Raw genomic sequence first — 25,335 nt, 5'->3', positions numbered from 1 at the left:
TTTTAATATTTAAAAGCTAATTAAAGATGAAATTCAAATTTCAAGTAAAAAATTTAATTCTATCATTTTCTTCTACTTTTATTTATTCTTTACTTTGTATAAAAATCCTTTAGGTAGTAATTCTTATCTTTGTGTTTGATAGAAATATATAAATAAATGTGAAGGCTCCGTTCTTATTCAACATAATGGCAGATTAGTTCAATAAGATACTGTATTATTAAATGCATAAGAGGTGGTGGGAATTTTGGATATTAAAGAAAAATTAATGTTATTACTTAAAGAAACTGTTTGTGATTTAGTAAAAAACGATACTATTAAAATTAAATCTAAACTATCAGTTGAAATTACAATTGAGGACATTAAAAGAGAACTAAATCACTGGGGCTCACTAACAATTCCACCTGATGTAGCGTATGAGAATATTAGTTATTATAAATATAATGATGGGTCAGGATATGCGTTGGAATTTGAACTTTGGATAAATAATCAAGAAAGTGATTTAACATTGTCTTGTGAAGCAATAATTGACCAATCAGATAATATTATATCGTTTTCAATAGAAGATTTACATGCATTATAGTTTATCGTTGTTCAACTAACGCATGCGATTCTTCAATAGAGGATCGCTTTTCTTATACATCAAAATGGCAGATTAGTTGAATAAGAAATGCTAAAATAAAGTCAGAAATTCAAATAGTAGTGTTGAAGCAAATGATGAAAAAAAATAATCGTCTTTATATACTTAAAATCGTTTTATGGTATCTTGTAATTCTAATAGGTTTTGGGAGTATTGAATTTATTCTTTTACTAATGAGTTGGCTTTTCGAATCTTTTATTCCAATAATAATTGGTATAGTTATTCTTATTGCTTTTATTAAATTAATCGTTGCAAAAGTAAAAGCAAAGCAAGAGGAGGAGAAGCACAAGAAAATCATTAGATAAAATATTAATAAGAAAAAAGATTCTCCCTGCCGTTTTCTTTTCTTATAAATCTAATTGTAATTCTAATTCAACTAAAGCATGCGATTCTTCAATAACGAAGGATCGTTTTTCTTATGTAGCTAAATGGCAGTTTAGTAATAAGAGAAGGACTATTTAAGGGGGAACAAACTGTATAACAGAGTAGTATTGTATAATTTTGCAACCAAAAAGTTCTTGATTAAGAACAAAACATTGTATACAATGTTTAAGAAGGTACTATTTACCTGGTTAAAATTACATGTTTTATATCATGTGATTTTAATAAATACATACTTTTGGAGGTTTTTTAATGAAAAAGGCAATCGGTGGTTTAATTTTAACGGGGTTATTAACTTTAGGCGTAGCAACATCTGGTGCACATGCAGCAGTTACTTTTGATTCAGCAGCAGGAACAGGATTTGTAGGTAAAGGTGATGTACAATTAGCATTTAATTGGAACAATGCTGCTTTACAGAAAAATGCAAGTGCTCTTACTTTTACTTATGAGGCTAAAGATACTTATGTTGTAACAGAATATTGGGAAACTTTAACTGGTGGTAAACAACCTAAAATCGTAACTCATGAAATAACAGTACCAAAACATGCATCTGTTAGTGCTGATGTAGCATATGACGCTCGAAAAGCTAATCAAATCAATGGCTTTAATTTAAATCATTTTGGAACAGTAGTGACTGACGGAACTGTGCCGGTTGTAGGCGATCCTTTGACTGGAAATCGTGAAGTTTATGATGATGCAGAAGGTGTTTGGGTACACGCAACTGTAACAGAAGTTAAACCAGTATCGAGCGAAGGCGGATTATTTGTAAACTATAACGGAACAAGTATTGCAATGCCAAATACTCCAGTAGATCCAGTAGTAGTTCAATAATATAAAACAAAGATAAAATTAAAGTCGATTTCCAATTATGGAGTTCGGCTTTTTTAATCCTAATTCAACTACTATGGAAGTAAGTTATAAACTTCCAATCACTGTGGTGAATAATCGATTCACGGTTGGCTAACGCATGCATGAGTTGAATACCAGCTACCAATTCAGGTGGCTTTTTTTATTCAACAAAATGTCAGATTAGTTGAAGAAGGTAAAACAAGATATATATTGAATTCTAGATGTAAAGACCATTAAAGGATGAAAAAAAATGAGAATAATAGTAGTCGAATATATAAAAAAATTATCAGATGGTTATATTGTTAAGTTTAATTCGCCTTATGGTAGTGCAATAGGTAAATGGGTTGGATCTAAACCAAAATTGAATTCTGAATGTGATATCGAGATTGATATTCCAGAAATTCTAGAATGGGAAAAGCAAATTTATAAGATTGATAAGGAATTTAGTCAAATAACAAGTGATGAAAATCATATTTATTTATCAGGAGTATTGGAATCGATTGATTCTGATGGATACTCAGTCTTGAGAATTGGCAACAACTTAGTCATTTTTGAGTTGACTGGAGACAATTATCTTATTGGCTCATATGTAAAAATTGAAACAAAACAAATTTTGTTGTATGGTTTTGGATTCTAATTCAACTAAAGCAATGCTATAGTTTAACAACATGATCGACGATTTGTCGGTCATTTTTTATTGGCTCTTTTCGTAAAGTTTGTTGCTTTTATAAAATAAAATATTAGTAAAGGAAAATTATTGCTATTTGTATAATAATTATCATTGAACGAAAAAAATAAATAGTTCAACTCAATAAGTTAGCTGGAGGTGAGTACGTTTGCGAGAACTATTTGAACTAGGAGACTTACTATTCGGCATCATTGGACTATTTGCTGCATTTCAATTGCGCAAAATCAAGAATAACTATAAAAAATAAAAATAGCAATAGCAATAATCTATGCGAAAAGAGCCTTTTTATTAAACAAAATGGCAATTTAGTTACATAAGGAATGTAATAAAAAGGTGGTTACCTTCCTTTTTTAGTAAATGGCTGTTTAGTTGTAGTAGATGTGTTATATAGGAAAAAAGAGAGGGAGAAAGAAGTATATAATAGTGTATATTTTTATTCAAGGGGTGTGGTTTATGAAATACATTTCAGGCGGATATTTTATTGTTACTCCTAAAAAGCGACCCGATTATATGGATAAAGACTTAATTCCTGATACCATATTATCAGCTAGTAAGTGTCTTACTGATTTTTACCCAAATATAAGTGTTTTATGGAGACATTCAAATGAAGCAAAGCAAAAATACGCTCAACAATTAAATATATCTCAAAGCACATATGAAGAAATGGAAAAATGGGTTGAAGAAAATTTTAGTAATAAGTATAAAGCAGGAACTTTATCTTATTACAATGTATTTACCACGATTGAAATTGCAAGAGAATTCCTATCCAAATTTCTAAGTCACTTAACAGATGCTAAAATTATCGGAATAGGATTACCAGAGGAGTATGTTGAAGAATTTATCGAATTTGAAAACAACCCAAAAGAAAAGCAATACGGTATTGAACAATTATTATTACATAGAATTACCATTGAAGAAAGCGATTCAAAACTGCTTGGTTACGAAGTCATTGGATTTGAAGGCGTAGAGTTTCACTCTTATTTGTGCAGTGGTTTAGAAAAAGACTATAAAAATCTTTTCGGTTTCACTCTAAACGAAAATGGTTTCATTTCCACCTTAGAAGAAGCCACTCTGTTTTGTGATTATACTAATGATGAGGAATTAGGAGAACCAGTTTTATATTTACCTTGGGGAATATTTGAATACAAAATTAAATAAGACACTTATTCAACTAAAGCATGCGATACTTCAATAGAAGATCGCATTTTCTTATTCAACATAATGGCAGGATAGTTGAATAAGAAATGGTACAATAAATATAAATAATGATTATTGGGGTACCTATTTTATGGAAAAACACTTAACTAATGAAGTTTTGGATAAAGTATTTTTCGTTGATGGAAGTTTAAGGGATATTTATATTTTAGATGCAAATATGGATGACTGGCAAAAATTAATAGATTGGTTATGTTTATCTGATTGGGGTATTGAGTTTTATATAGATGGACAAAAAAACACGAATATAATAACAAATGGATCCAAATTATTTGAGGAAAAAAAGAATAAAAGTGTTTTAATGTCTATTGATATCAATGGTGTTTTGGTTAATTGCCATTTCTTTGGGGAAGATGAAATAGAATTTGATATAAATCCTCAAGAAATCATAGGTCTAACTGAAGCTAGTTCCGTATTTGAATTTATGAGTAAGCTATCAAATATACTTGGGAAAGAAATCATTCTTACTGAAGAAAACTTACTTGAAAATCCTTTAGTTACGGTAAAATCAAATGGAACATTGTTAATTCATATTTAAGATAAGTTCTTGTGCAACTAACGCATGCAATAGTTGAAGATCAAGAGTTACTTCGGTGGCTCTTTTTTGTTGCACTAAATGGCAGTATAGTTGAACAAGAAAATTAAAATAATATGGTATATTAATGTCAAATGAACATCGTGGAGGAGTACAATGAGTTGGTCAAATTATGAAAAAGCAATTGAAATAATCGAGCAAAATCAAGAAGAAGCCGATTTTGTAGGAAAGCGTTCAGAAAGTTTAATTGAAAAAGCAGAAACTACGTTAGGGTTAAAATTTTCAAAGATATATCGCCATTTTCTTATTAATTATGGAGCTGGAGATTTCGGCTCCGAAGAAGTATATGGAGTAATTGACGATGACTTTATAAACTCTTCTGTTCCAGATGCTATATGGTATACAATCAAACTAAGAAAAAATGCTGGTTTACCAGAAAATTATCTTATAATTTATGCCACAGGTATGGGTGAACTATTTTGTTTAGATTTTAATAAACTTAATCGAGAAAATGAACCTCCTGTTGTTTCTATTAATTTTGGAATGGAGTTTAGTGAACAATCAATAGAACTTATTGCAGATGATTTTGGAGATTTCTTATTAGAAATCTTCCAAGAAGAATTAGAAACCATCCAAGAAGAATTAGAGTAATTTATTTTTTCTTATACAACTAACTGATGCGTTAGTTGAAGATCAAGAGCAGCCATGGGCTGCCTTTTTATTTAGGTATTTGGCAGGAGAGTTAATAAAGGCATGGTATAATTAATTGTTATTTTACTGAGCGATTAAAAACAATAAAATAGATTTTTATTAAAGATCTTACAGAAAAGAATTAAAAATAGGGGTTGAAGTAATGGAGAAAACTTGTGGGCAATGTGCTAAAAACATAGGAATGTCAAAAGAAGAACGTATGAAACTAGCTGACTCACGTATTAACAAACAGATATACATCTGTCCAAATTGCAATAAAGAGCACAGTTATGTAAGTGCAGTAAAAATAGCTGTTCAAGTAAATAATACTTCGAAACAAGTAATTGAAAAGAAAAAATCCACAAAGAAAAAGGAAGTGGAATCAGAACAATTTACATTATTTGAGATTTAATAATTGAACTTTAAATTAGTGTTTTCTAATTCAACTATCGCATGCATTAGTTGAAAAACGTGATCGATGATTTTGTCGGTCCTTTTTTATTGAACAAAATGGCAGATTAGTTGCATAAGAAATTAGATAATTATGCTATTATTAGACTTAAGTTAGGGGGAGAAATATTGATGACAAATTGATGGAAATGCCCTTTCCAGAACTTATCTCCAAATTAGCAGTTGCACCTTTATTTATAGTAGTGGTAGTTATGGCTATTGGAAATGTAATGCTGAATAGAAAAGATAAAGGATGTTTTAATTTCCTTTCGATAATTGGATGTTTGTTATACATATGTATATATCTATTAGCGCTATATTTCTATTTCTTTGGAGAATAAGCAGTTATTTAAACTAACGCGCTGCTTTAGTTTAAGAGCAAATGCAGTGGAATGTCAGTTCCTATTAGTTACAAAATCTTTTATAAATTAATAATTTTATTAAGGAGATTTTGAAATAGATGAGTATTATTTTAGAATTTATATTAGACGTTATTGGGGATATGTTAACACCTTCTTCCTCCTCAAAGAAGTTTAAAAAGCAGCAAAATCAAAGGATGAATCAGAATATCAATTTATTGTCAAATTTGCCTTGGTTTTCAACTTTATTGAAAAACGATAAGAATAAAAAAATAATTTCAAAAAACTCAAGAGTTCAAGGAATGCTTAAAAATCAACCATTTGTAGACTTATTATTGGCAGATGATGAACAATGTAAAGAACTTTTTCTAAGAAAATTAGACGACACATCAAAAAAGTTTTTTAAGTATTTTTAGTAATATAATAAGATAACTTTTGGAATTAACGCATTAGTAAATTGAGGAGTTAATATGAGAATTTTAGTTTTATTTATTAGTTTATCAATAATGATAATTCCTCTTATTTTATTGATTAGAGAATTAAGAGATACCGAAAGCAATAAGGAAAGAATTTTAATGCTTTTTGGTTTCTTTTTTGAGCCATTAGAAACTTGGGCAATGTTATTTTATGTAGGATTTCTTGGGTTTTTGTACAGCGTTATTTTTCTTTGATTTTTTTGATGAATATATTTTTTTATTCAACTAACGCAATGCATTAGTTGAAGATTATGAGCTGCAAAAAAGCAGCTTTTTTTATGTGTTAGTTGAAGAAGAATAGAGGTTTTAAAAAGGAAATTTCCCCCTTTTATAGAAAACATAAATTTAATATTAATTAAATGAGGTTGTTTCAAATGACAAAACTACTGCTAACTTCAAATGGATTTTTTACAGATGGAATAAAAAAACAATTTTTACAACTTACTAATGGGAATATAAGTAGTATGAATGTAGGAGTGATTACAACTGCATCTCAACAAAAAGAAAAAAACAAATTCGCAATAAAAGCAAAACAAGACTTTAATCAAATGGGCATAAATAGTGTAGAGTTTATTGATCTAGAATTCGAATCAGCAGAAAAGCTTGAAAAATATAATATTATCTATATTAACGGAGGTAATCCATTTTATTTGCTACATCATATTAGAAAAAGTGGTGCTGATCTGATATTTAGGAGATTAACAGAAAATAACGTCATAATAGTTGGAGTTAGTGCAGGTGCAGTTGTTCTTGGACCAAACCTTAATATTGTCAATTATTTTACTCCTCAAATGAATATAGTAGATATCAAAGATTTAACTGCATTAGAAATAACAGATAAAATTATCTTTCCGCACTATGATAGAGATGACTTGTTTCCAGATATAACTGGCAAGTCCATCGAAGAAAGATTAATGGAGTTTGAATCGCTGAATAAATGTGATGTTGTTAGAGTGAAAGATAATGAATTCGTCTTAATAAATAATTAGATTGTTGTACAACTAACGCATGCTATTATTATTTAAGAAATTTTCATTTAATGAATTAATAGTAATACTAAAGAGTCTAGTAATGCACGACGCATATCATATTGGGCAAAATGTATTAATGAGTAAAATGCAAGGAGTTTGGGCATGGAAACAAAGATAATAATAGGAGTCGATAACGATGATCTACTCCTATTTTACATTTGAAAGACTGGTTCATTAAAGGATTTAATTTACTTATGTTGAAGGTAGTTTCAATCTAGATTGAGTTTGAAAAGGAGTGTGCCTAATGGATAATTTTAGTTTAATCATTACATTACTACAATTGATAATTCTAATTGGAGTAGTATTTATTGTGATTATGATTATTAAAAAAGTAAGATTATTTGCAGCAAATAATTTGTTTATTTCAAATAAAAAAATTAAGGAATTAGAGCAAAGAATAAGTAATTTGGAGAAAAAATAGAGAGACTCTCTTATACAATATAGCAAGAGTTAGTTATAAAGTAATCGACTTTAAATTAGCCATATTACTCAGTTAATTTATTTTTTTTGATGGAAATTTGATAATTCATAACTATATTGTTAAAATTAGGCTATTACAATGTGTGTAAGCCACACTGGGAGGTTACAAAAATGGAACATGGTAAAGTAAAATGGTTTAATGCAGAAAAAGGATTTGGATTTATTGAGCGTGAAAATGGTGATGATGTATTCGTACATTTTTCAGCAATTCAAACTGATGGATTCAAATCATTAGACGAAGGTCAAGCGGTAACGTTTGAAGTAGAACAAGGTCAACGAGGACCACAAGCAACTAATGTTAAAAAAGCTTAGTTGAAAAAAGAGTCGGAATCTATAATGTAGAATCCGACTCTTTTTATGTCTTTTAAATTTAAAAACCCCTATTCCAAAAAGAATAAGGGTAAAATCTAAAGTGGATCTCGGTAAAGAAAATGGTTTAAAGTATTATAGACCATATGAAATGAAGAAACAAATAATTATCGAAAATAATTAGCCATTTGAATTATTATTAGTTGTTTTGGAATTGCCCTTATTCTTAGTACCTTTGCTGACATATGGTTTCGCGTTCTTAGCTTTTTTTGCACTAGCTTGCCACCTATTCCAACCCTTCTTATCTGTACCTCTACCTGTACCGCCCTTAGCTTTAGCTTTACTCATATAAACACCTCATAGCTATTATACACTAAGTACCATACAGTTTTTCAGTAATTTCCAATTAACTTGCGAGTAAAACAAGAATAAAGCAATAAATATATTCAAAAAGAGCATATTTATATATATCTTAATTGTAATTGAACGAGAAATATATTTGACCTATAAAATGATCTGAGTATTCGAACTATGATAGAGTGAGAATAGGGTGTCTGTAAATCTTATATTTTTAGTTTGATAGTTTTTAAGTAGCATGCTTTAGTTGAATCAATATGATCGGCTATAAAGTCTTTTTTATGGAAATAAATGACAGATTAGAAATTTATTGTAAAAAAGGACCAAAATCCCCAAATACAAAAACTTATATAGTTGATACAATTAAAGGAACATTAAAAAATCGAGGATAAGGTTTCAACATGAAAACTACGAAAAAAGTATTTGTCAGAAATTTATTAGTCATTTTTTCAATGATTATTATGATTGGATTGGGAATTTTCATTTATTTTAAATCGAATTCATATCCAATAACAAAAGCTAATGAAACTAAAGTAGAAAAAATAAATTCTTCACTAATAATTGTAAGATCAGATTTAAATCAGCTAGAAAAAATATTAGAAAATGAAAATGAGAAAAATAAAGTAATTGAATTGGAACAAAAATCGATGGAGGATATCGAGAAACTAGATGAGGTATTAGAGAATTTTAAATTTAAAAAAACGCCTGATAAGGGGCTTTTATTATGGATTATTTGTGCAAATTCATCTAAAGATGCCTATTTAATGGATTTGATGAGTTATAGTAGCGGTGATCCTAAAGGAAATGAAGCATTTTCTAAAAGTACAATCGATCATCTAAATGATAGTCTTATAGAAATGAAAAATAAACATAAAGAAGCTTATAGATTCTTTAAGCGAAATGATTACTTAGAAGGTTTTTACAATCAATAAGAAAATCAATTAAAAATGCAATTAAATATCATTTAAATTATTTCAATATCTATAAGACCATATAATTATCCTTTTGATTACTTGTTGAACAAAAAGCAATGCATTAGTTGATAAATTTGATCGTAGTTAACAGCATGAAAATGGAAATGATACAAGGAGGGGTAAAATGTTTGAAGGCGAAGATTTTATGTTTACGTTCGGTCCAATTTTCATAGGTATTACTTTTGTAATTGTTATATCCATTGTTTTATTCTCAATCATAAAAGGAGTTACACAATGGAATAAAAATAATAACTCACCAAAATTAAATGTAAATGCCAAAGCTATAGCTAAAAGAACAGCAGTACATGGTGGTAGGGAACATTCTTCATATAGTAATTATTTTGTAACGTTCGAAGTAGAAAGTGGAGATCGGTTAGAATTCGAGGTAAAGGATACTGAATACGGAATGATTGTTGAAGGTGATGTTGGAGAACTTACATTTCAAGGCACAAGATATCAAGGTTTTATTAGAAACAGATAAGATCAAAGTGCTCATTAATTTTAGCTGGCCTCATTGGTATATTATTTTATAGCAACTATTGAACTAACGCTACTTTAGTTAAACAAAAATAGCAGCCATTGGCTGCCATTTTATTAAATTAATAAATACTTCTTGGAAAATGTTCTTAAGCTCGATGAGATATGTAATGAACTTAATTTATCGAAATTCAAGTTTATCAGATACTTTAAGACTCATACCGGAATTTCACCGTATCAATACTTTCTTAACTGTAAGATTGAACGCGCAAAGCAGTTGATCGAAAAAAATAGAGATATTTATTCAGCGGTATCGGAATGTAACTTTGTAGATTTAACCCATTTAAATAAACATTTCAAAAGCGTATATGGAACAACAGCATATGAGTATATGTCTTATTTAGATTAAGGAGAATTTATCATTGTTCATTTAAGAAAACAAGAATAAAATAAAAAGCCTGTATCTAAGATTACCAAGTAATCGTAGATACAGGCTTTAATAATATTTGTTAATTCAACTAAAGTACAACTGATAATACTTTAAGCTGGAGATTTCATTGCTTTCTTTACAATTCGTTTGTTTTTAGACATTCTATTTGTTTTAAAGTAAGTGAACAAGAAACTACCTAGTATAACGATTATGCTCCCAAGTCCTTGAACCCATGTCATTTTTTCATTTAATAAGAAAAACGCTAAAATGGCTGTGAAAATTGGATTGAAGTTTAGGAAAATACCTGCTGAAGTTGCCCCAATTTTTTGGACACCAATATTCCAAAAGAGCATACATAAGACAGTTGAAATAATCCCAGTATATAAAATTGAGAAAATAAATGAGCCATTCATTTTTACAAGCGTAAAATCTGTGAGATTAAAAGGGAGGATTACAACGAGTCCAAATATCCCTGAGTATAGTGTAGACATCATAGGTGATATAAGCCTTGTTGCCCATCTACTACATACCGAATAGATCCCCCATATGCATACAGCAATGACCATCCATAAATCTCCTAAATTCAATTTCATTGAGAATAGTAAATTCATATCTCCTTTTGAAAGCACAAGAATAACTCCAAAGAACGAAATAATCATCGAAAATATTTGTAAAAAGTTCATTCTCTCTTTTAAAAATAAAGATGAAAATAAAGCAATAGAAATTGTATTTAAGGTCGAAATTAACCCAACATTCATTGCAGATGTCTTTTCTAATGCCATAAATTGAAAAAGATTAAAAAGGACAACACCTGTAACTCCCATCATGAAAAGTGGAAGAATAGCTTTACGTGGTGGTAAAATCTTTTTTTCTTTCCACCATACTATTGGTAATAATAAAATAATTGCAATTCCCCATCTTAAAGTCGTCAAGGTCATGGGAGAAGCATGACCAACAAGGGATTTTCCAACGACAAAATTTCCTCCCCATAAAAAACTTGTTAATAATAACAGCAGTATATATAAGATTGGCATATCTAAACCCCCTAGTTCACTGTTCTTAAGGTTTAAAAAAAGACTTTACACAGTGATTTCTTACTATTTTTTAAATAGTTTAACATAATTCTTTGTTTTACCGTTAAAAATTTTGTATAATGGTAAAAATACAAAATAATATTAAATTAATGTATCATTTTAAAGAATATAATTCATTTTATCTGTTGGATCCAAACCATTTTCCGAATAATTGAAAGGGAGTAGATAATTGTGGAATATCAAGGAAATAAAGTGTTAGATGAAGTAGATCTTAAAATATTAGATAAGCTACAAAAGGAAAGCCAAATAAGCAATATGGAACTAGCTCGACATGTGAATTTGTCACCACCAGCTACACATGCGAGAGTTAAACGATTAGAAAATGAAGGATATATCGATCGGCAAGTTGCGATCTTAAATCAAGAAAAGCTAGGATTTGATTTACTTTGTTTTATTTTTATCAATACAAATATCCATCAAGCCGATAAATTAGAAGTGTTAGAGAGAGAATTGAAATCTATGCCTCAAGTTTTAGAGTGTCACTTATTAACTGGAGAGTATGACTATCTATTAAAAGTTGCGAACAGAGAACGAAAGGAATTGGAGAATTTTATTAGGAAGTTAAATCAACTCGGAATTACAAGAATTCAAACAAGTTTAGCTTTAAGAGAAATCAAAAATTCTACTGTTTTGCCTTTATGTGAAAAGGAATAATAATATTTTATAAACCTTACACCCTTGGTTTTAATATGAAATCATCTATTAAAAAAGGGTAATGTATGCCCTTGTTGAATTAAATCAACAGAGGTGATCAAATGAAAAATTATATTATAGCTATATCAATATTTCTTTTAGGGGTATGTATTGTAATTGGAAGTTGGAAGATTTCTAATGGATTGGGAACAAAAGCTACAACGAGTAGTGTTGAGCAGCATCATTTATTAACACAGACGGAATTAGTCGATTATTTAGGATTAAGTAAAGAAGAAATTCAAAAACTAACAGAGTTAGATGATGGAGACGGTGGTTATTCAAGTGAACTTCCTCATATAAAAATTGGCTCTGAGTTTTACTATCCTAAATCAGCAATCGATAAATGGTTAATAAATGTAGATTTAATAACGATCCCTTAATTTTGTAAAAAATAACTTTTCAATTACCGTATTTTTACAAAGGAAGAAGTTATAATTGATTAGCGAAGAAATTTTCAATAATTAAATCTTTTTTATATTTAATTACCATACAATAGTAAAAGAGTTTAAGCTGCATAAATGCGGCTTTTTCTTTTGCATTAAAGATAAAGAAAATAAAATAACTAATCTAGTTTATTTGTGGCATGAATCCATGGGGAAAAAATGATTTATTTTATAATGTAAATATGAGAAAGGGTGTTATCTCATTTTTTTGCTTTAGTGTATGTACTCCGATTGGGAGATGATCGTAAGCAAAACAAATGAAAGGATGTTTGGAATGAAAAAAAAGGCATTCGTGACCATTCCATTTTGTATTGTATTGGCGATCTTAATCGCTACATCGTTTGTGCTCACTTCGACAAATCCATCTGCACCTGATCTACTCAAACCTCAGCAATTAGCTGAAACGACAAAACCAGCGGTTGTTCGAATTGTTGATTATGCGATTGTGAAATGGACGATTACTTTAGATGATAAACGCGTAACGAGTGTGTTGAAGAAATGGGATTATAAAACTGAACTGGACGGTTTTGGATCTGGCGCTATCATTAATTCGGACGGCTATATTGTGACAAACGCTCATGTTCTCGTTTATTCTCATCAATTGTCTGATCATGATATTGTTTCAGAGGCATTTTCAATTCTTGTGGATGATGTTGCAACGGAAAATAATTGGACGCACAAATACACAGATGCGTACTTGAAACAGTATACTAGTTACGAAATCTTCCAAAAAGGCGTCGACGTGTACTTACCGACTGTAGATGATCCTATTAGCGCAGTCGTCAAAAGGTATCAACAACCTACCGATCATGGAAAAGATATGGCCCTTTTAAAAATCGATGGCTCCAACTATCCTACAATTCCCCTTGGAAACAGTGATTCCATTCAAGATCAAGATAATATTTGGGTGATTGGTTACCCAGCTGCGGCAGATTCTGAATTGCTATCCATGCATAGTTATGTTATCCCCACGATGAATAAAGGGCAAATCTCAGCAATCTCAAAAACTACATTAGCAGGTAGCCCGGTCCTTCAAATCAATGCAGCTTCTACCCATGGGAATAGTGGAGGACCCATCATCAATAACAAAGGACAATTGATTGGCTTACTCACCTTCCGAGGAGATACGGTTAATGACCAGGAAGTGCAAGGATTTCATTTTGCTGTACCTGTGAACACATTGAAAAAAGTTGTCAAAAAAGCGGAAGTTCATGACACAAAAAGCCAAACTGATAAATTGTTCAAAGAAGGATTAACTTTCTACTGGGCCGGCTATTACAAAGATGCACTGTCAAAATTTGAAGCAGTCCAACAAATCTATCCGAACCATCCAGAAGTAAAACGATACATTCATGAATCGAAACAAAAAATGGGCTCAAGCAAAATACTTTGGGCAAATCACAAAACGAGTTTTTACATTCAAGATATTGTTGCAAGTATACTAATCCTCATACTTCTTCTTTACACTTTCACGTATAACAGCAAACCAAAATCAATTACCACAACGAATCCACCATCAGCCGATAATGAATCCGATTAAACTTTAGTATGATCCTGCCCTCAACCAGCAAAGTAAACATCATAAATAATGAAAAATATATTCGAATAGAAATAGTTTTTCATAATGAACAAAACGGCTCCATTTTGCTTATCGTAGGTTGCAATTGGAACTAATAAGCGGGATAAAAAATCCTACCCAAGCCAATTGTAGAGCTACAAACAAAAGGAGCCGTATAAATGAAGGATGGTCAATAATTTATTAGTTTAAACATTTCAAAAGTTTTTTGTTGTTAGATTTACCTAGAAATAGTAGTTTTAAAAAATGCCATTTCAAAATATGTATCCTAACTAAAACTAAAATAGTAAGCAAATAATTTAGTAGAAATGAATATGGATAAAAAGTAACAAAAAAAATTAAACAAGATTTGATATTGAATATTCAGAATTTTTCTTGTATTATCTAATTAACAAACATACCGACTGGTTAGTATCTAACGTTTGTTTAAAATTAAACGAAAGTTTTGAGCAAAAATAGAGGCTTTATGAAATAAATACTAATTTTAGGAGGATTTGAAATGCACGTAAAAGAGTTATTTGATTTAACTGGTAAAGTAGCAATTGTAACTGGTGGTGGACGAGGTCTTGGTGAACAAATTGCGAAAGGATTCGCTGAAGCAGGTGCAAATGTTGTACTTTGTTCTCGAAATGTAGAAGCATGCCAGGAAATTAGTGAAGAATTGAAAAGTATAGGTGTAGAATCTTTCGCATTGAAGTGTGATGTAACAAACAAAGAGGATGTGCAAAGAGTAGTTGACGAAGCGAAAGAAAAATTTGGCCGAATTGATATTTTAGTAAACAATAGTGGTGCTTCTTGGGGAGCACCTGCTGAAGAAATGCCATTAGAGGCCTGGAATAAAGTAATGAATGTTAATGTAACCGGTACGTTTTTAATGTCACAAGCAGTAGGGAAAATCATGTTAGCACAAAAATCTGGAAAAATTATAAATATTGCTTCGATTGCTGGCTTAGTGGGAACGAATCCAAACGTAATGGATGCTGTTGGTTATAGTGCAAGTAAAGGTGCAGTGATCAGTTTTACAAAAGATTTAGCTGCGAAATGGGGTCCAAGTGGCATTTATGTAAATGCATTAGCCCCTGGATTTTTCCCGACAAAAATGTCTAAAGATGTTATTTCCCACGGAACAGATGAAATATTAGAATCTATACCACTTAAGAAATTTGGAAATGAAGACGAGTTAAAAGGTGCGGCTTTATTTTTAGCAGCGCCAGCTTCGAATTATGTGACTGGGTCTGTTCTAGTTGTTGATGGTGGAACATCGATCGTTTAATGTTTGAAACATCATAATCAAAAAGGAGTTTTGTAAATGGGCAAACTTCATATTTTAATGAAAAAAGAAGAAATTGATGATCAAAAACTAAACGATGAAAAGATAGTAGTCGTTTTTGATGTATTGCTTGCTACTTCAACAATTACAGCGGCATTAGCCTTTGGTGCTAAAGAGGTCATACCTGTAATGAATGGACAAGAGGCAGTTCTTTTCACAAATAAAAATTTGGACAAAGAATATTTATTAATAGGGGAATATGAAGGGAATACTATCGAAGGTTTTTTATCTCCTAATCCATTAACATTAAAGAAAATTGTTTCTGATCAGTCAATCGTATTATCAACAACGAATGGAACAGTGGCGTTAAAAAATTCTCAAAATGCAAAGAGAGTATATGCTGCATCGATTTTGAATGCAAATGCAGTTGCAAATCACTTAAGACAATCCTACAAAGATGAGTCAGTTATTTTAGTATGTTCGGGATCTTCTGGACAATTTAATATGGAAGATTTTTATGGAGCAGGTTATTTTATTGATTGCTTAGTAAATGATTCATGTCCTTTCGATTTATCCGATGCAGCTAAATCTGCCCATTATTTATACTTAGGGTTGAAAGAAAATTGTAATGAGATTTTAGCGGAATCGAATGTTGGTAAAATGTTAATTCACTATGGATTTGAAGAGGAATTAAAATTCGTTAGTTGTAAAAGCATTTTTAATGTTGTACCAATATTTGCTGATGGTAAAAGCGTAGTTAATGTCGATTTTTCAAAGGAAACTATTTAAATATTGTTCAATTAAACACTGTAACTTGTTAGGCAAAAACTAGTTGTGAAAGGGATGATTGAATGGATTTTTTATATTCGCAAAAAAGTAAAGAGCTTCAATTAAAATTAACAAAATTTATGGAAACTTATGTTTATCCTAATGAGCGAATATATGAGCAGCAGCTAAATGCACAAGAAACTCGGTGGAGTAATGTTCCTCCGATTATGGAAGAACTAAAACAAAAAGCAAAACAAGAAGGATTATGGAATTTATTTTTACCGGAAAGTGACCTAGGAGCAGGATTAACGAATTTAGAATACGCTCCATTATGCGAAATTATGGGACGATCTATGATTGGACCGGAAGTGTTTAATTGTAGTGCACCAGATACAGGGAATATGGAAGTTTTAGAAAGATATGGCACGAAAGAGCAAAAGGAAAATTGGTTAGAACCACTTTTAAATGGTGAAATTCGCTCATGTTTTTCAATGACCGAGCCTGAGGTTGCTTCTTCTGATGCAACAAATATAGAAGCGAGTATCAAGAAAGATGGTGATTATTATATTATCAACGGTCGAAAATGGTGGTCATCAGGGGCAGGGGATCCTAGATGCAAAATTGCAATATTTATGGGTAAAACGAATCCAGATGCATCCAAATATGATCAGCAATCTATGATTCTAGTACCGTTAAATACACCTGGTGTAAAAATCGAAAGGGTATTACCAGTATTCGGTTATGATCATGCACCGCATGGCCATGCAGAAATTACCTTTACAAATGTAAAAGTTCCTGCAAGTAATATTTTATGGGGAGAAGGGAAAGGATTTGCGATTGCACAAGGTAGACTTGGTCCAGGTCGTATTCACCATTGTATGAGATTGATTGGTGCTGCCGAACGGGCACTCGAAGAAATGTGTAAGCGTGTTCAAAATCGTGCAGCATTTGGTAAGCAAATTGCAAATCAAGGCGTAGTTCAAGAATGGATTGCAAATTCAAGAATAGAAATTGAGCAAGCTAGATTACTAACCTTAAAGGCCGCATATATGATGGACACTGTTGGTAATAAAGAGGCGAAAGCAGAAATTGCTATGATAAAAGTCGTCGCTCCTTCAATGGCTTTACGAGTAATTGACCGCGCTATTCAAGCCTTTGGAGCTGCAGGTGTATCTGATGATTATACGTTAGCTGCTCAATGGGCAAATGCCAGAACGTTAAGATTAGCTGATGGTCCGGATGAAGTGCATCGAGCGCAGTTAGCAAGATTAGAATTAAAAAAACATGCTGCAGAAAAAAACTTCTCTACAATAAAAAGTTAATTCAAATTAAATAGATTGAGAGAGGATCGAAATGAGATTAAAAGATAAAGTCGCAGTTATTACAGGCGGAGGCAGTGGTATCGGGCGTGCAACTGCTATCCGCTTCGCAAAAGAGGGAGCAAAAATTGTTCTAGCTGACATTAATGAAGTTACTGGTGAAGAAACGCTAGGTGTAATAAAAGAACAAAATCCAGAAGCTATTTTCGTTAAAACAAATGTTGCCGAAAGCAAAAGCATTCAAAATTTGATGAATCGAGCAGTTGAATATTTTGGTAGAATTGATATTCTGTTTAACAATGCTGGAATTGGAAACTCCGAAGTAAGAAGTGTAGATTTAGCAGAAGAGGAATGGGATCAAGTAATCGATATTAATCTAAAAAGTGTATTTTTAGGCATAAAATATGCAATTCCTGAGCTTAAAAAATCTGGCAATGGTGTAATAATTAATACAGCTAGTTTACTAGGCTTAAAAGGAAGGAAATATGTAAGTGCTTACAATGCTTCTAAAGGTGGAGTAATATTATTAACGCAAAATGCAGCATTAGAGTACGGAAAATATAATATTCGAGTAAATGCAATTGCGCCAGGAATAATTGATACAAATATTATTAAGGAATGGAAAAATGATGAAAGAAAGTGGCCGATTTTATCCCGTGCAAATGCTCTTGGTAGAATAGGGACTCCAGATGAAATCGCATCAGTTGCACTATTTTTAGCCTCTGATGAAGCATCGTTCGTGACTGGAGCAACGCTATCAGTTGATGGTGGAGGATTAATATTCTAATCTATTAGATTTGAAAAGTTGTTTTAAACAATATTCATGATCAGAAATGGAGAGTTATGTATGTCAACAAATAAAGTTTGGTTAGCTCACTATCCTGAATATATTGCAAAAGAACTATCAATTCCGACAAAATCAATTCCAGAAATGTTTAACGAAACTGTTGAAAATTATCCTAATCATATTTGTCTATCATTTTATGGTAAAAAAAATAATTATAAAGAAGTACAGTCGGCAGTAAAGAGATTTGCTTCTGCTTTACAAAAAAATGGCATTCAAAAAGGTGACCGTGTAGCAATCATGCTTCCAAATTGTCCACATTATGTTATTTCATATTATGGAATTCTAACTGTAGGTGGAATCGTAACCCAAGTAAATCCAATGTCTGTTAAAAGAGAGCTAAAAGAATTATTAAATGACTCAGGAACTGAAACAATTGTAGTATTAAACAGTTTGTACCCGATCGTCAAAACGTTAAGTGATGAAACAAAATTACGGAAAATTATCGTAGTAAATTTAACTGGTATAGAAGAGAATTATGACGAAGCAATAACATTTGGAAGCTTTTTGCAAAGCGGAAATCAAGAACTAAAGCCAGTTACGATTGATTCTCATGAAGATGTGGCAATTCTTCAATATACAGGTGGAACAACTGGACGTTCAAAAGGAGTAATGCTAACCCACCGAAATCTATATGCAAATATAATGCAGCAAGGTGAATTTTTTAAAGGCGCATTCAATCCTGGTTGTGAGCGGGTCTTATCTATCATTCCGTTTTTCCATGTTTATGGAATGACCGTATGTATTAATTTAAGTGTTTTCATGGCAAACGAAATGATCATCCTACCTCGTTTTGAAATTGAAGAAGTTTTAAATACAATAAAAAATGAACAACCTACGCTATTTCCAGGCGTCCCAACAATGTATGTTGCATTAATTAATCATCCTGAGTCTGAAAAATATGGGATTGATGCAATTAAGCTTTGCAATAGTGGCAGTGCACCGATGGCAGTAGAACTAATGAAGCAATTCGAAACAAAGACAGGTGCTACTATTTTAGAAGGATATGGATTATCTGAAGCGTCCCCAACGACTCATAGTAATCCTGCATTTGCAGCAAGAAAGCCTGGCACTGTGGGAATCCCTTATCCATCTACTGATTCAAAAATTGTTGACATAGCTAGCGGATTAGACGAAGTTCCAGTAGGGGAAATTGGTGAATTAATCATTAAAGGTCCTCAAGTGATGAAAGGTTATTGGAATTTGCCAGAAGAAACTGCAATTACAATTAGGGATGGATGGTTATATACTGGTGATATTGCGAGCGTCGATGAAGATGGTTACGTCTCAATTTTAGATCGAAAAAAGGATATGATTATAGCAAGTGGCTTTAATGTATATCCCCGTGAAATTGAAGAAGTAATTTATGAACATCCCTACGTAAAAGAGGCTGTTGTAATAGGTGTACCAGACTCGTATAGAGGTGAAACAGTTAAAGCAGTGATTGTACTTAAAGATGATAAACATCTTACTTTAGAAGAAATGAAGGAATACTGTAAAAATCATTTAGCGACGTATAAAGTTCCACGATTGATCGAATTCCGAAACGAACTACCTAAAACGAATGTTGGCAAAATATTAAGAAGAGCGATTAGAGAAGAGGAAAGCTCTATATATCAAGGGTAATGGATAGATAGGGTATAGGTAAAATTCTTTAATACTGCCATTACGCCCCGCGAAAAATCGAGCATCCTGCAGTGGAAATCAATCACACATACTTATTTAAAACATATAAAAATTAGATTATGATAAAACCTTCCTTGTACTATGATATAATTCTATTGAATTTTTAAGATTGCGAGGACATCTAATGAAACAAAAAATAAAGGAACACTCTATACAGCTATTTGATAAAAAAGGATTTACGAGTACATCCATTCAAGATATCGTCGAATCGATCGGAGTTACAAAAGGAACTTTTTACTACTATTACACAAGCAAAGAACAGCTTCTTATGGAAATTCACCTTCAATTTATTGATGAAGTATTAAATGAGCAGGAAGAAGTTATTAATGATTCAAAGAAAAGCTTTTCAGATAAGCTATTTGAAGTCATTTATTTAAGCTTAATGGACATTAAAAAGCAAGGTCCAAGCGCAAAAGTATTTTATCGTGAAATGAGACATTTAAATCCTGAAAGTTTAACAGAAATTAAAGCAAAAAGAGATTTATACAGATTTAATATTGAGAAACTTCTTAATGAAGGAATTAAAAATGGTGATTTAAGATCAGATTTAGACGTACCAATCGTTTCATTCGGTATTTTAGGTGTAATGAACTGGAGTTATGAATGGTATAATGCAGAAGGACAAAAAAATGCATTTGAAATAGCAAAGTCATTCCAAGAGATGATCTTAAAAGGGATTAATGTAGAGGAGTAATCTTTTGTCTCCTTCTACTTTACATACCGACCAGTTAGTATTGGTAAAAAATTGATAAAGGTAGGTTGTTTTATGGAAAAATTCACCGTTACCCCGAGATTTTGTGAAACCGATGCATTGGGTCATATTAACAATACTAGTTACTTTATTTATTTAGAAGAAGCGCGAATTAAATTCTTCCAATCGCTTGGCTATTCAATGAATCTAGATGATTGGAAGTTTATTCTAGCGTCAACAAAATGTGATTTTGTGAATCAATGTCACTTTAATCAAAAATTATCAGTATCGACCTATATTTCAAAAATAGGAAACAAAAGCTTTCATCTCGAACATGAAATTTGTTGTGAAGAGACAAAGCAAATGATTGCTACAGGTAATGCGATCATCGTATTTTTTAATTTTAAAGAACAGCGTAGTGAAGTACTTCCTGAGTTATTTAGAGAACAGCTAGAAAGGCATTTAATTGTAAAATAAACTGAATTTTCTAAAATGAAGGAGAGGTAATATGGCTGAAAAGGTAGAATTGGAAACGATTCTAGTTCGAAAAGGTGAAGAGTTAAATCCTCATGTTTTACATAAATTTTTAGCAAAAAATATTGATGATCTTCCAGATGGAGAATTAACGATTCGTCAGTTCTCAGCAGGTCATTCAAACTTAACCTATTTATTAAAAATTGGGGAATGGGAAGTTGTGTTAAGACGGCCGCCACTTGGCCCAGTTGCTCCAAAAGCACATGATATGAAAAGAGAATTTCGTATTTTATCTGAAATACATCCACATTTTTCGGCAGCGCCAAAGCCAATTTTATATTCTGAAAATGAAGTAATTGTAGGTAGTCCATTTTTCATTATGGAAAGAAAAAACGGTGAAGTATTTGACTCATCATTTCCTCCACATTTAAACGTAACAATTGAAGATCGTAAAAGATTATCTACTGTAATGGTAAATAAATTGGTTGAGTTACACTCCATTGATTATACAAAAACAAAACTCCAAGAAATAACAAAACCTGAGAATTTTATGGAAAGACAAGTAAACGGCTGGATTGGGCGGTATAACAGGGCAAAGACTAGTGAAGTTGCCGAGGTTGATCGACTAATGAGTTGGTTAATCAATAATGTACCAAAAAATCATCAGTCATCAATTATTCATTATGATTTTAAATTGAATAATTCGATGTTTAGTCATGATTTAAAAGAAATGATTGGACTGTTTGATTGGGAAATGGCAACAATTGGTGATCCGTTAGCTGATTTAGGTGTTGCTTTATGCTATTGGATTCAAAATGACGATCCAGATTTATTAAAATTTGGATTAGGTAAGCCACCTGTTACGATTCAAGAAGGATTTATTACAAGAAATCAATTTATTGAGGCATATGCAAAGAAAAGTGGCAGAGATTTATCAAACATTAATTACTACATGGCTTTCGCCTATTTTAAATTAGCAGTAATAGTACAACAAATCTTCTATCGATTTAAAGCAGGACAAACAAGTGATCAGCGTTTTGCAAAGTTTGACCAATTCGCAGAAAATCTGATTAGGATTGCCAATGATATAGCAGTTAAATAGATTCATATAAAAGGAGTGTAATAAATGAGTAAACAACATTTATTAGTAGAAGTTAATGAGCGGATTTTAACTTTAACGCTAAATAGGCCCGAAAGTCTAAATTCTTTTAGTTATGAAATGTTAAATGGTATTACTGAAACGCTTAATCAAGCAAAACTAAATCCGGAAATTAAAGCAATTGTACTAAATGGTGCAGGTCGTTCATTTTCAGCAGGTGGAGATGTAAAAACGATGGGAAACGTCACTCCAAATGCAGTATATGAACATATAGGAATCCTAAATGCAGTTATTAAAACGATTCGTGAAATCGAAAAGCCTGTAATTGCTTCAGTTCATGGATTTGCAGCTGGTGCTGGTTTTAACTTGGCTTTAGCATGTGATTTAATCATCGCAGCAGACAATAGTAAATTTGCATTAAGCTTCTCTCAAGTGGGATTAATTTCAGATGGAGGCGGTTCTTATTTCCTACCAAGGTTAATCGGACCATATTTAGCAAAACAGTTTTTCTTTACTGCAGAGCCAGTTCCTGCTGAAAGAATGTATCAGCTTGGTATGATTAACACACTCGTACCACCTGAAAATTTAGCTGATGAAACCGTAAAATTTGCAAATATTGTAGCGGCAGGACCTGGAAAAGCAAATGGTATGATGAAAAAATTAATTAATCAATCTTTTACATCTACTTTAGATGAAATGCTAGAACTTGAAAGAATTACTCAGCCATTAATGGTAGCAACTGAAGACCATCAAGAAGGTGTCGCTGCATTTAAAGAAAAAAGAAAAGCGATTTTTACTGGTAAATAAAAAACTGAAAGGAAGTTTACGATGCAATCAATTCAATTTAAACAGTTTGGTGGTCCTGAGGTATTAGAAAAGGTCGAACTTGAAAGACCAGTACCAATGGGGAAAGAAGTATTAATTGAAGTACATGCAGCAGGTGTCAATTATGCTGATACAGCGCGAAGAGAAAATCAATATGTAGTCAAAACTACTTTGCCGTATGTACCTGGTGCTGAGGTTGCTGGAGTCGTAGTGGAAATTGGAGAAGAGGTTACTTCAGTAAAAATTGGTGATCGAGTTGTTTCAATGTTGGAATGTGGTGGATACTCAGATTTTGCCGTGACAGATGAGCGGTCGATTATTCCGTTACCGATCGAAATGGATTTTAAAATAGCCGCAGCATTACCCGTCCAAGGATTAAGTGCTTACCATATCTTAAAAACGATGGGTATGTTAGAACCAGGTGAAACCGTTTTAGTTCATGCGGCAGCAGGTGGTCTAGGTACGTTAGCAGTGCAATTAGCGAAGCTTTTTGGAGCCGGCAAAGTAATCGCTACAGCAAGTACAGCCGAAAAATTACAGCTAGCTAAAGAGATGGGCGCAGATGTATTAATCAATTATACAGAAGAAGGCTGGCAACAAAAAGTACTTGAAGCTACAAATGGAAATGGTGTAGATGTTGCCTTAGAGATGGCAGGTGGCGATGTTTTTTACAAAACGTTAGATTGCTTAGCTTATTTCGGAAGATTAGTTATTTATGGTGTAGCAAGTGGCCAGCAAAGTAAATTTTACCCATCGTCTTTAATGGCAAAAAATCAATCAGTAATTGGTTTCTTCTTACCACCACTTTTGAGAAAAAAGGCATTAATTAAACAAAGCTTAGAAGAGTTATTTACATATTTAGCTGAAGGAAAATTAAAGATCACGATTGGAGAGGTATTTCCATTAAGTGAAGCAGCCAATGTCCATACGATATTGCAATCAAGAAAAACAGTTGGAAAAGTGATTTTAGAGCCGAGAAAATAATAAATTTTTGATATGAAAAAATTTGATCAGATGAAACGGGGGAAATTTAAATGCATTTACGCCTGACTGACGAACAAAAAATGATTCAAAAAACAATTCGAAAATTTGTTGAAAAAGAATTAATCCCTTTAGAAAATGAAGTACTTAGAAATGAACGTGAGGGTAGATCAAGCTTAGATCCTGCGGTTGAAAAGGAGCTACAATTAAAAGCAAAAAAAGCTGGTTTCTGGGGAATTAATACACCTACTGAATATGGTGGTGCTGATTTAGGCCAAATGATGCTAGCGATTATTTATATGGAAATTTCAAAAACATTCGTTCCTTTTAAATTTGGTGGTTATGCGGATAATATTTTGTTTTATTGTAACGAAGAACAAAAAAAGAAATACCTTATTCCTACAATAAATGGCGAAAAAAAATCATGCTTTGCCATGACGGAACCTAATGCTGGCTCTGATACTCAAAACATTAAAATGACCGCTGTAAAGGATGGGAATGAATGGGTATTAAACGGTGAAAAAACATTTATTACAGGTGGAAACGAAGCAGATTTTGTAATGGTCATTGCAATTACGGATAAAGAAAGACATCAAAAAACTGGTGGAAGAGAAGGTGTAACTTGTTTTATAGTCGACCGGGACATGGGCTGGAGGTCTGAATTTATCCATACAATGGGCGAATGGGGACCAGCTGGTTTAGTATTTGATAATGTCCGTGTGCCTGAAGAAAATATTTTAGGTGAATTAAATGGTGGCTATAATTTAGGTCTTGAATGGATTGGATTTGCAAGATGGATAGTTGGGGCCACAGCAGTTGGAGCAGCTGAACGTTTATTACAAATGGCCATTGATTATTCAAAAGAAAGGGAAACATTCGGAAAACCAATTGCCGAACGACAAGCTATACAATGGCAAATAGCGGATTCTGCTGTTGAAATAGAAGCTGCCAAATGGCTCGTATTAAATGCAGCATATACACTCGATCAAGGAGAAGACAATAGACATTTAGCATCAATGGCAAAACTATATGGTTCGAATATGGGAAATCGAGTTGTTGACCGCGTACTTCAAATTCATGGTGGAATCGGATATACAAAAGAACTTCCAATTGAAAGATGGTACCGTGAAGCAAGATTGTGGAGAATATACGACGGAACCGATGAAATTCAACGCTTAATCATTTCACGTAATTTACTAAAAGGACATGTTAAATTAGGACAATACGTTTAAAA

The 25,335-nt window shown here is 32.1% G+C and carries 30 protein-coding genes and 1 pseudogene; 29 read left to right on the top strand and 2 right to left on the bottom strand.

What is annotated here, in order from left to right:
* Window positions 1–244: 244 nt before the first annotated feature.
* The 12 genes from ABEY15_RS15515 (at window position 245) to ABEY15_RS15460 (ending at window position 8,103) form a co-directional block, all read left to right on the top strand.
* Complete coding sequence (locus ABEY15_RS15515; RefSeq protein WP_429891061.1) at window positions 245–580, top strand: DUF7668 domain-containing protein; 336 nt, start codon at window positions 245–247, stop codon at window positions 578–580.
* Between the two features lie 690 nt (window positions 581–1,270).
* Window positions 1,271–1,849, top strand: coding sequence for a hypothetical protein (locus tag ABEY15_RS15510; protein ID WP_429891060.1), 579 nt, complete (start codon window positions 1,271–1,273; stop codon window positions 1,847–1,849).
* A gap of 268 nt (window positions 1,850–2,117) precedes the next feature.
* Window positions 2,118–2,504, top strand: coding sequence for a hypothetical protein (locus ABEY15_RS15505; protein ID WP_429891059.1), 387 nt, complete (start codon window positions 2,118–2,120; stop codon window positions 2,502–2,504).
* 504 nt (window positions 2,505–3,008) lie between these two features.
* Window positions 3,009–3,713, top strand: coding sequence for a hypothetical protein (locus tag ABEY15_RS15500; protein WP_429891058.1), 705 nt, complete (start codon window positions 3,009–3,011; stop codon window positions 3,711–3,713).
* A 130-nt stretch (window positions 3,714–3,843) separates the two neighbouring features.
* Window positions 3,844–4,308, top strand: coding sequence for a hypothetical protein (locus ABEY15_RS15495; RefSeq protein ID WP_429891057.1), 465 nt, complete (start codon window positions 3,844–3,846; stop codon window positions 4,306–4,308).
* A 153-nt stretch (window positions 4,309–4,461) separates the two neighbouring features.
* Entirely contained in the window at window positions 4,462–4,956 is a 495-nt protein-coding gene (locus ABEY15_RS15490) for an SMI1/KNR4 family protein (RefSeq protein WP_429891056.1), read from the top strand.
* A 202-nt stretch (window positions 4,957–5,158) separates the two neighbouring features.
* Window positions 5,159–5,407 carry a hypothetical protein gene (locus ABEY15_RS15485; protein WP_429891055.1) on the top strand — a complete coding sequence of 83 codons (249 nt, stop codon included), beginning with the start codon at window positions 5,159–5,161 and terminating at the stop codon, window positions 5,405–5,407.
* 498 nt (window positions 5,408–5,905) lie between these two features.
* Window positions 5,906–6,220 carry a hypothetical protein gene (locus tag ABEY15_RS15480; protein ID WP_429891054.1) on the top strand — a complete coding sequence of 105 codons (315 nt, stop codon included), beginning with the start codon at window positions 5,906–5,908 and terminating at the stop codon, window positions 6,218–6,220.
* Window positions 6,221–6,274: 54 nt separating this feature from the next.
* A complete protein-coding gene (locus ABEY15_RS15475) occupies window positions 6,275–6,475 on the top strand; it encodes a hypothetical protein (RefSeq protein ID WP_429891053.1) in 201 nt (66 codons plus the stop codon).
* A 179-nt stretch (window positions 6,476–6,654) separates the two neighbouring features.
* Entirely contained in the window at window positions 6,655–7,269 is a 615-nt protein-coding gene (locus tag ABEY15_RS15470; RefSeq protein ID WP_429891052.1) for a Type 1 glutamine amidotransferase-like domain-containing protein, read from the top strand.
* A 286-nt stretch (window positions 7,270–7,555) separates the two neighbouring features.
* Window positions 7,556–7,732 carry a hypothetical protein gene (locus tag ABEY15_RS15465; protein ID WP_429891051.1) on the top strand — a complete coding sequence of 59 codons (177 nt, stop codon included), beginning with the start codon at window positions 7,556–7,558 and terminating at the stop codon, window positions 7,730–7,732.
* A 170-nt stretch (window positions 7,733–7,902) separates the two neighbouring features.
* Window positions 7,903–8,103 carry a cold-shock protein gene (locus ABEY15_RS15460; RefSeq protein ID WP_069032402.1) on the top strand — a complete coding sequence of 67 codons (201 nt, stop codon included), beginning with the start codon at window positions 7,903–7,905 and terminating at the stop codon, window positions 8,101–8,103.
* A gap of 177 nt (window positions 8,104–8,280) precedes the next feature.
* Here ABEY15_RS15460 and ABEY15_RS15455 read toward each other — a convergent pair whose 3' ends face one another.
* Window positions 8,281–8,448 (bottom strand): DUF3934 domain-containing protein, encoded by a 168-nt coding sequence (locus ABEY15_RS15455; protein WP_248266081.1) that lies wholly within the window; start codon window positions 8,446–8,448, stop codon window positions 8,281–8,283.
* Window positions 8,449–8,858: 410 nt separating this feature from the next.
* On the opposite strand from ABEY15_RS15455, the gene ABEY15_RS15450 reads away from it, so the two are divergent.
* The 3 genes and pseudogenes from ABEY15_RS15450 to ABEY15_RS15440 form a co-directional block, all read left to right on the top strand.
* Complete coding sequence (locus ABEY15_RS15450; protein ID WP_429891050.1) at window positions 8,859–9,389, top strand: hypothetical protein; 531 nt, start codon at window positions 8,859–8,861, stop codon at window positions 9,387–9,389.
* A gap of 166 nt (window positions 9,390–9,555) precedes the next feature.
* Window positions 9,556–9,912, top strand: coding sequence for a DUF2500 domain-containing protein (locus ABEY15_RS15445; RefSeq protein WP_429891049.1), 357 nt, complete (start codon window positions 9,556–9,558; stop codon window positions 9,910–9,912).
* 132 nt (window positions 9,913–10,044) lie between these two features.
* A pseudogene (locus ABEY15_RS15440) lies at window positions 10,045–10,317 on the top strand (helix-turn-helix domain-containing protein); the annotation flags it as partial.
* A 131-nt stretch (window positions 10,318–10,448) separates the two neighbouring features.
* Here the strand turns inward: ABEY15_RS15440 and ABEY15_RS15435 are convergent.
* On the bottom strand, window positions 10,449–11,372 hold the full coding sequence (locus ABEY15_RS15435) for a DMT family transporter (protein WP_429891048.1): 924 nt from the start codon (window positions 11,370–11,372) through the stop codon (window positions 10,449–10,451).
* A gap of 231 nt (window positions 11,373–11,603) precedes the next feature.
* On the opposite strand from ABEY15_RS15435, the gene ABEY15_RS15430 reads away from it, so the two are divergent.
* From ABEY15_RS15430 to ABEY15_RS15365, 14 genes are all read left to right on the top strand, one after another.
* A complete protein-coding gene (locus tag ABEY15_RS15430) occupies window positions 11,604–12,086 on the top strand; it encodes an Lrp/AsnC family transcriptional regulator (RefSeq protein ID WP_429891047.1) in 483 nt (160 codons plus the stop codon).
* Between the two features lie 101 nt (window positions 12,087–12,187).
* Window positions 12,188–12,505, top strand: coding sequence for a helix-turn-helix domain-containing protein (locus ABEY15_RS15425; RefSeq protein WP_429891046.1), 318 nt, complete (start codon window positions 12,188–12,190; stop codon window positions 12,503–12,505).
* Between the two features lie 301 nt (window positions 12,506–12,806).
* Window positions 12,807–14,108 (top strand): S1C family serine protease, encoded by a 1,302-nt coding sequence (locus ABEY15_RS15420; RefSeq protein ID WP_429891045.1) that lies wholly within the window; start codon window positions 12,807–12,809, stop codon window positions 14,106–14,108.
* Between the two features lie 535 nt (window positions 14,109–14,643).
* Window positions 14,644–15,417 carry an SDR family oxidoreductase gene (locus tag ABEY15_RS15415; RefSeq protein WP_429891044.1) on the top strand — a complete coding sequence of 258 codons (774 nt, stop codon included), beginning with the start codon at window positions 14,644–14,646 and terminating at the stop codon, window positions 15,415–15,417.
* 36 nt (window positions 15,418–15,453) lie between these two features.
* Window positions 15,454–16,203: a 2-phosphosulfolactate phosphatase gene (locus ABEY15_RS15410; RefSeq protein WP_429891043.1), complete on the top strand. Its 750-nt coding sequence runs from the start codon at window positions 15,454–15,456 to the stop codon at window positions 16,201–16,203.
* Between the two features lie 62 nt (window positions 16,204–16,265).
* Window positions 16,266–17,504: an acyl-CoA dehydrogenase gene (locus tag ABEY15_RS15405; protein WP_429891042.1), complete on the top strand. Its 1,239-nt coding sequence runs from the start codon at window positions 16,266–16,268 to the stop codon at window positions 17,502–17,504.
* A gap of 31 nt (window positions 17,505–17,535) precedes the next feature.
* Window positions 17,536–18,288, top strand: a complete 753-nt coding sequence (locus ABEY15_RS15400; protein ID WP_429891041.1) for an SDR family NAD(P)-dependent oxidoreductase — start codon at window positions 17,536–17,538, stop codon at window positions 18,286–18,288.
* Between the two features lie 60 nt (window positions 18,289–18,348).
* On the top strand, window positions 18,349–19,971 hold the full coding sequence (locus tag ABEY15_RS15395) for a long-chain-fatty-acid--CoA ligase (RefSeq protein ID WP_429891040.1): 1,623 nt from the start codon (window positions 18,349–18,351) through the stop codon (window positions 19,969–19,971).
* Between the two features lie 184 nt (window positions 19,972–20,155).
* On the top strand, window positions 20,156–20,725 hold the full coding sequence (locus ABEY15_RS15390) for a TetR/AcrR family transcriptional regulator (protein WP_429891039.1): 570 nt from the start codon (window positions 20,156–20,158) through the stop codon (window positions 20,723–20,725).
* 72 nt (window positions 20,726–20,797) lie between these two features.
* The gene (locus tag ABEY15_RS15385; RefSeq protein WP_429891038.1) at window positions 20,798–21,199 is read left to right on the top strand and encodes an acyl-CoA thioesterase; all 402 of its coding nucleotides are present in this window, start codon (window positions 20,798–20,800) and stop codon (window positions 21,197–21,199) included.
* A 31-nt stretch (window positions 21,200–21,230) separates the two neighbouring features.
* Window positions 21,231–22,298 carry a phosphotransferase family protein gene (locus ABEY15_RS15380; RefSeq protein ID WP_429891037.1) on the top strand — a complete coding sequence of 356 codons (1,068 nt, stop codon included), beginning with the start codon at window positions 21,231–21,233 and terminating at the stop codon, window positions 22,296–22,298.
* A gap of 24 nt (window positions 22,299–22,322) precedes the next feature.
* The gene (locus ABEY15_RS15375) at window positions 22,323–23,102 is read left to right on the top strand and encodes an enoyl-CoA hydratase/isomerase family protein (RefSeq protein WP_429891036.1); all 780 of its coding nucleotides are present in this window, start codon (window positions 22,323–22,325) and stop codon (window positions 23,100–23,102) included.
* Window positions 23,103–23,123: 21 nt separating this feature from the next.
* A complete protein-coding gene (locus ABEY15_RS15370) occupies window positions 23,124–24,104 on the top strand; it encodes a quinone oxidoreductase family protein (protein ID WP_429891035.1) in 981 nt (326 codons plus the stop codon).
* A 50-nt stretch (window positions 24,105–24,154) separates the two neighbouring features.
* A complete protein-coding gene (locus ABEY15_RS15365; protein WP_429891034.1) occupies window positions 24,155–25,333 on the top strand; it encodes an acyl-CoA dehydrogenase family protein in 1,179 nt (392 codons plus the stop codon).
* Window positions 25,334–25,335 lie beyond the last annotated feature (2 nt).

The sequence above is a fragment of the Gottfriedia acidiceleris genome (assembly GCF_050457485.1).
Taxonomy (GTDB): Bacteria; Bacillota; Bacilli; order Bacillales; family Bacillaceae_G; genus Gottfriedia; species Gottfriedia acidiceleris_D.
The sequence above is the reverse complement of the archived record's forward strand: the minus strand, read 5'-3'. Positions and strand labels throughout refer to the sequence as shown.

What these genes read in the sequence shown, in the direction of transcription:
- ABEY15_RS15480 (WP_429891054.1), top strand. Translation starts at nt 5,906, where the DNA reads ATGAGTATTATTTTAGAATTTATATTAGACGTTATTGGGGATATGTTA.
- ABEY15_RS15465 (WP_429891051.1), top strand. Translation starts at nt 7,556, where the DNA reads ATGGATAATTTTAGTTTAATCATTACATTACTACAATTGATAATTCTA.
- ABEY15_RS15455 (WP_248266081.1), bottom strand. Translation starts at nt 8,448, where the DNA reads ATGAGTAAAGCTAAAGCTAAGGGCGGTACAGGTAGAGGTACAGATAAG.
- ABEY15_RS15505 (WP_429891059.1), top strand. Translation starts at nt 2,118, where the DNA reads ATGAGAATAATAGTAGTCGAATATATAAAAAAATTATCAGATGGTTAT.
- ABEY15_RS15385 (WP_429891038.1), top strand. Translation starts at nt 20,798, where the DNA reads ATGGAAAAATTCACCGTTACCCCGAGATTTTGTGAAACCGATGCATTG.
- ABEY15_RS15435 (WP_429891048.1), bottom strand. Translation starts at nt 11,372, where the DNA reads ATGCCAATCTTATATATACTGCTGTTATTATTAACAAGTTTTTTATGG.
- ABEY15_RS15405 (WP_429891042.1), top strand. Translation starts at nt 16,266, where the DNA reads ATGGATTTTTTATATTCGCAAAAAAGTAAAGAGCTTCAATTAAAATTA.
- ABEY15_RS15400 (WP_429891041.1), top strand. Translation starts at nt 17,536, where the DNA reads ATGAGATTAAAAGATAAAGTCGCAGTTATTACAGGCGGAGGCAGTGGT.
- ABEY15_RS15445 (WP_429891049.1), top strand. Translation starts at nt 9,556, where the DNA reads ATGTTTGAAGGCGAAGATTTTATGTTTACGTTCGGTCCAATTTTCATA.
- ABEY15_RS15370 (WP_429891035.1), top strand. Translation starts at nt 23,124, where the DNA reads ATGCAATCAATTCAATTTAAACAGTTTGGTGGTCCTGAGGTATTAGAA.
- ABEY15_RS15510 (WP_429891060.1), top strand. Translation starts at nt 1,271, where the DNA reads ATGAAAAAGGCAATCGGTGGTTTAATTTTAACGGGGTTATTAACTTTA.
- ABEY15_RS15500 (WP_429891058.1), top strand. Translation starts at nt 3,009, where the DNA reads ATGAAATACATTTCAGGCGGATATTTTATTGTTACTCCTAAAAAGCGA.
- ABEY15_RS15485 (WP_429891055.1), top strand. Translation starts at nt 5,159, where the DNA reads ATGGAGAAAACTTGTGGGCAATGTGCTAAAAACATAGGAATGTCAAAA.
- ABEY15_RS15415 (WP_429891044.1), top strand. Translation starts at nt 14,644, where the DNA reads ATGCACGTAAAAGAGTTATTTGATTTAACTGGTAAAGTAGCAATTGTA.
- ABEY15_RS15425 (WP_429891046.1), top strand. Translation starts at nt 12,188, where the DNA reads ATGAAAAATTATATTATAGCTATATCAATATTTCTTTTAGGGGTATGT.
- ABEY15_RS15470 (WP_429891052.1), top strand. Translation starts at nt 6,655, where the DNA reads ATGACAAAACTACTGCTAACTTCAAATGGATTTTTTACAGATGGAATA.
- ABEY15_RS15390 (WP_429891039.1), top strand. Translation starts at nt 20,156, where the DNA reads ATGAAACAAAAAATAAAGGAACACTCTATACAGCTATTTGATAAAAAA.
- ABEY15_RS15410 (WP_429891043.1), top strand. Translation starts at nt 15,454, where the DNA reads ATGGGCAAACTTCATATTTTAATGAAAAAAGAAGAAATTGATGATCAA.
- ABEY15_RS15490 (WP_429891056.1), top strand. Translation starts at nt 4,462, where the DNA reads ATGAGTTGGTCAAATTATGAAAAAGCAATTGAAATAATCGAGCAAAAT.
- ABEY15_RS15475 (WP_429891053.1), top strand. Translation starts at nt 6,275, where the DNA reads ATGAGAATTTTAGTTTTATTTATTAGTTTATCAATAATGATAATTCCT.
- ABEY15_RS15375 (WP_429891036.1), top strand. Translation starts at nt 22,323, where the DNA reads ATGAGTAAACAACATTTATTAGTAGAAGTTAATGAGCGGATTTTAACT.
- ABEY15_RS15450 (WP_429891050.1), top strand. Translation starts at nt 8,859, where the DNA reads ATGAAAACTACGAAAAAAGTATTTGTCAGAAATTTATTAGTCATTTTT.
- ABEY15_RS15365 (WP_429891034.1), top strand. Translation starts at nt 24,155, where the DNA reads ATGCATTTACGCCTGACTGACGAACAAAAAATGATTCAAAAAACAATT.
- ABEY15_RS15420 (WP_429891045.1), top strand. Translation starts at nt 12,807, where the DNA reads ATGATCGTAAGCAAAACAAATGAAAGGATGTTTGGAATGAAAAAAAAG.
- ABEY15_RS15460 (WP_069032402.1), top strand. Translation starts at nt 7,903, where the DNA reads ATGGAACATGGTAAAGTAAAATGGTTTAATGCAGAAAAAGGATTTGGA.
- ABEY15_RS15380 (WP_429891037.1), top strand. Translation starts at nt 21,231, where the DNA reads ATGGCTGAAAAGGTAGAATTGGAAACGATTCTAGTTCGAAAAGGTGAA.
- ABEY15_RS15395 (WP_429891040.1), top strand. Translation starts at nt 18,349, where the DNA reads ATGTCAACAAATAAAGTTTGGTTAGCTCACTATCCTGAATATATTGCA.
- ABEY15_RS15495 (WP_429891057.1), top strand. Translation starts at nt 3,844, where the DNA reads ATGGAAAAACACTTAACTAATGAAGTTTTGGATAAAGTATTTTTCGTT.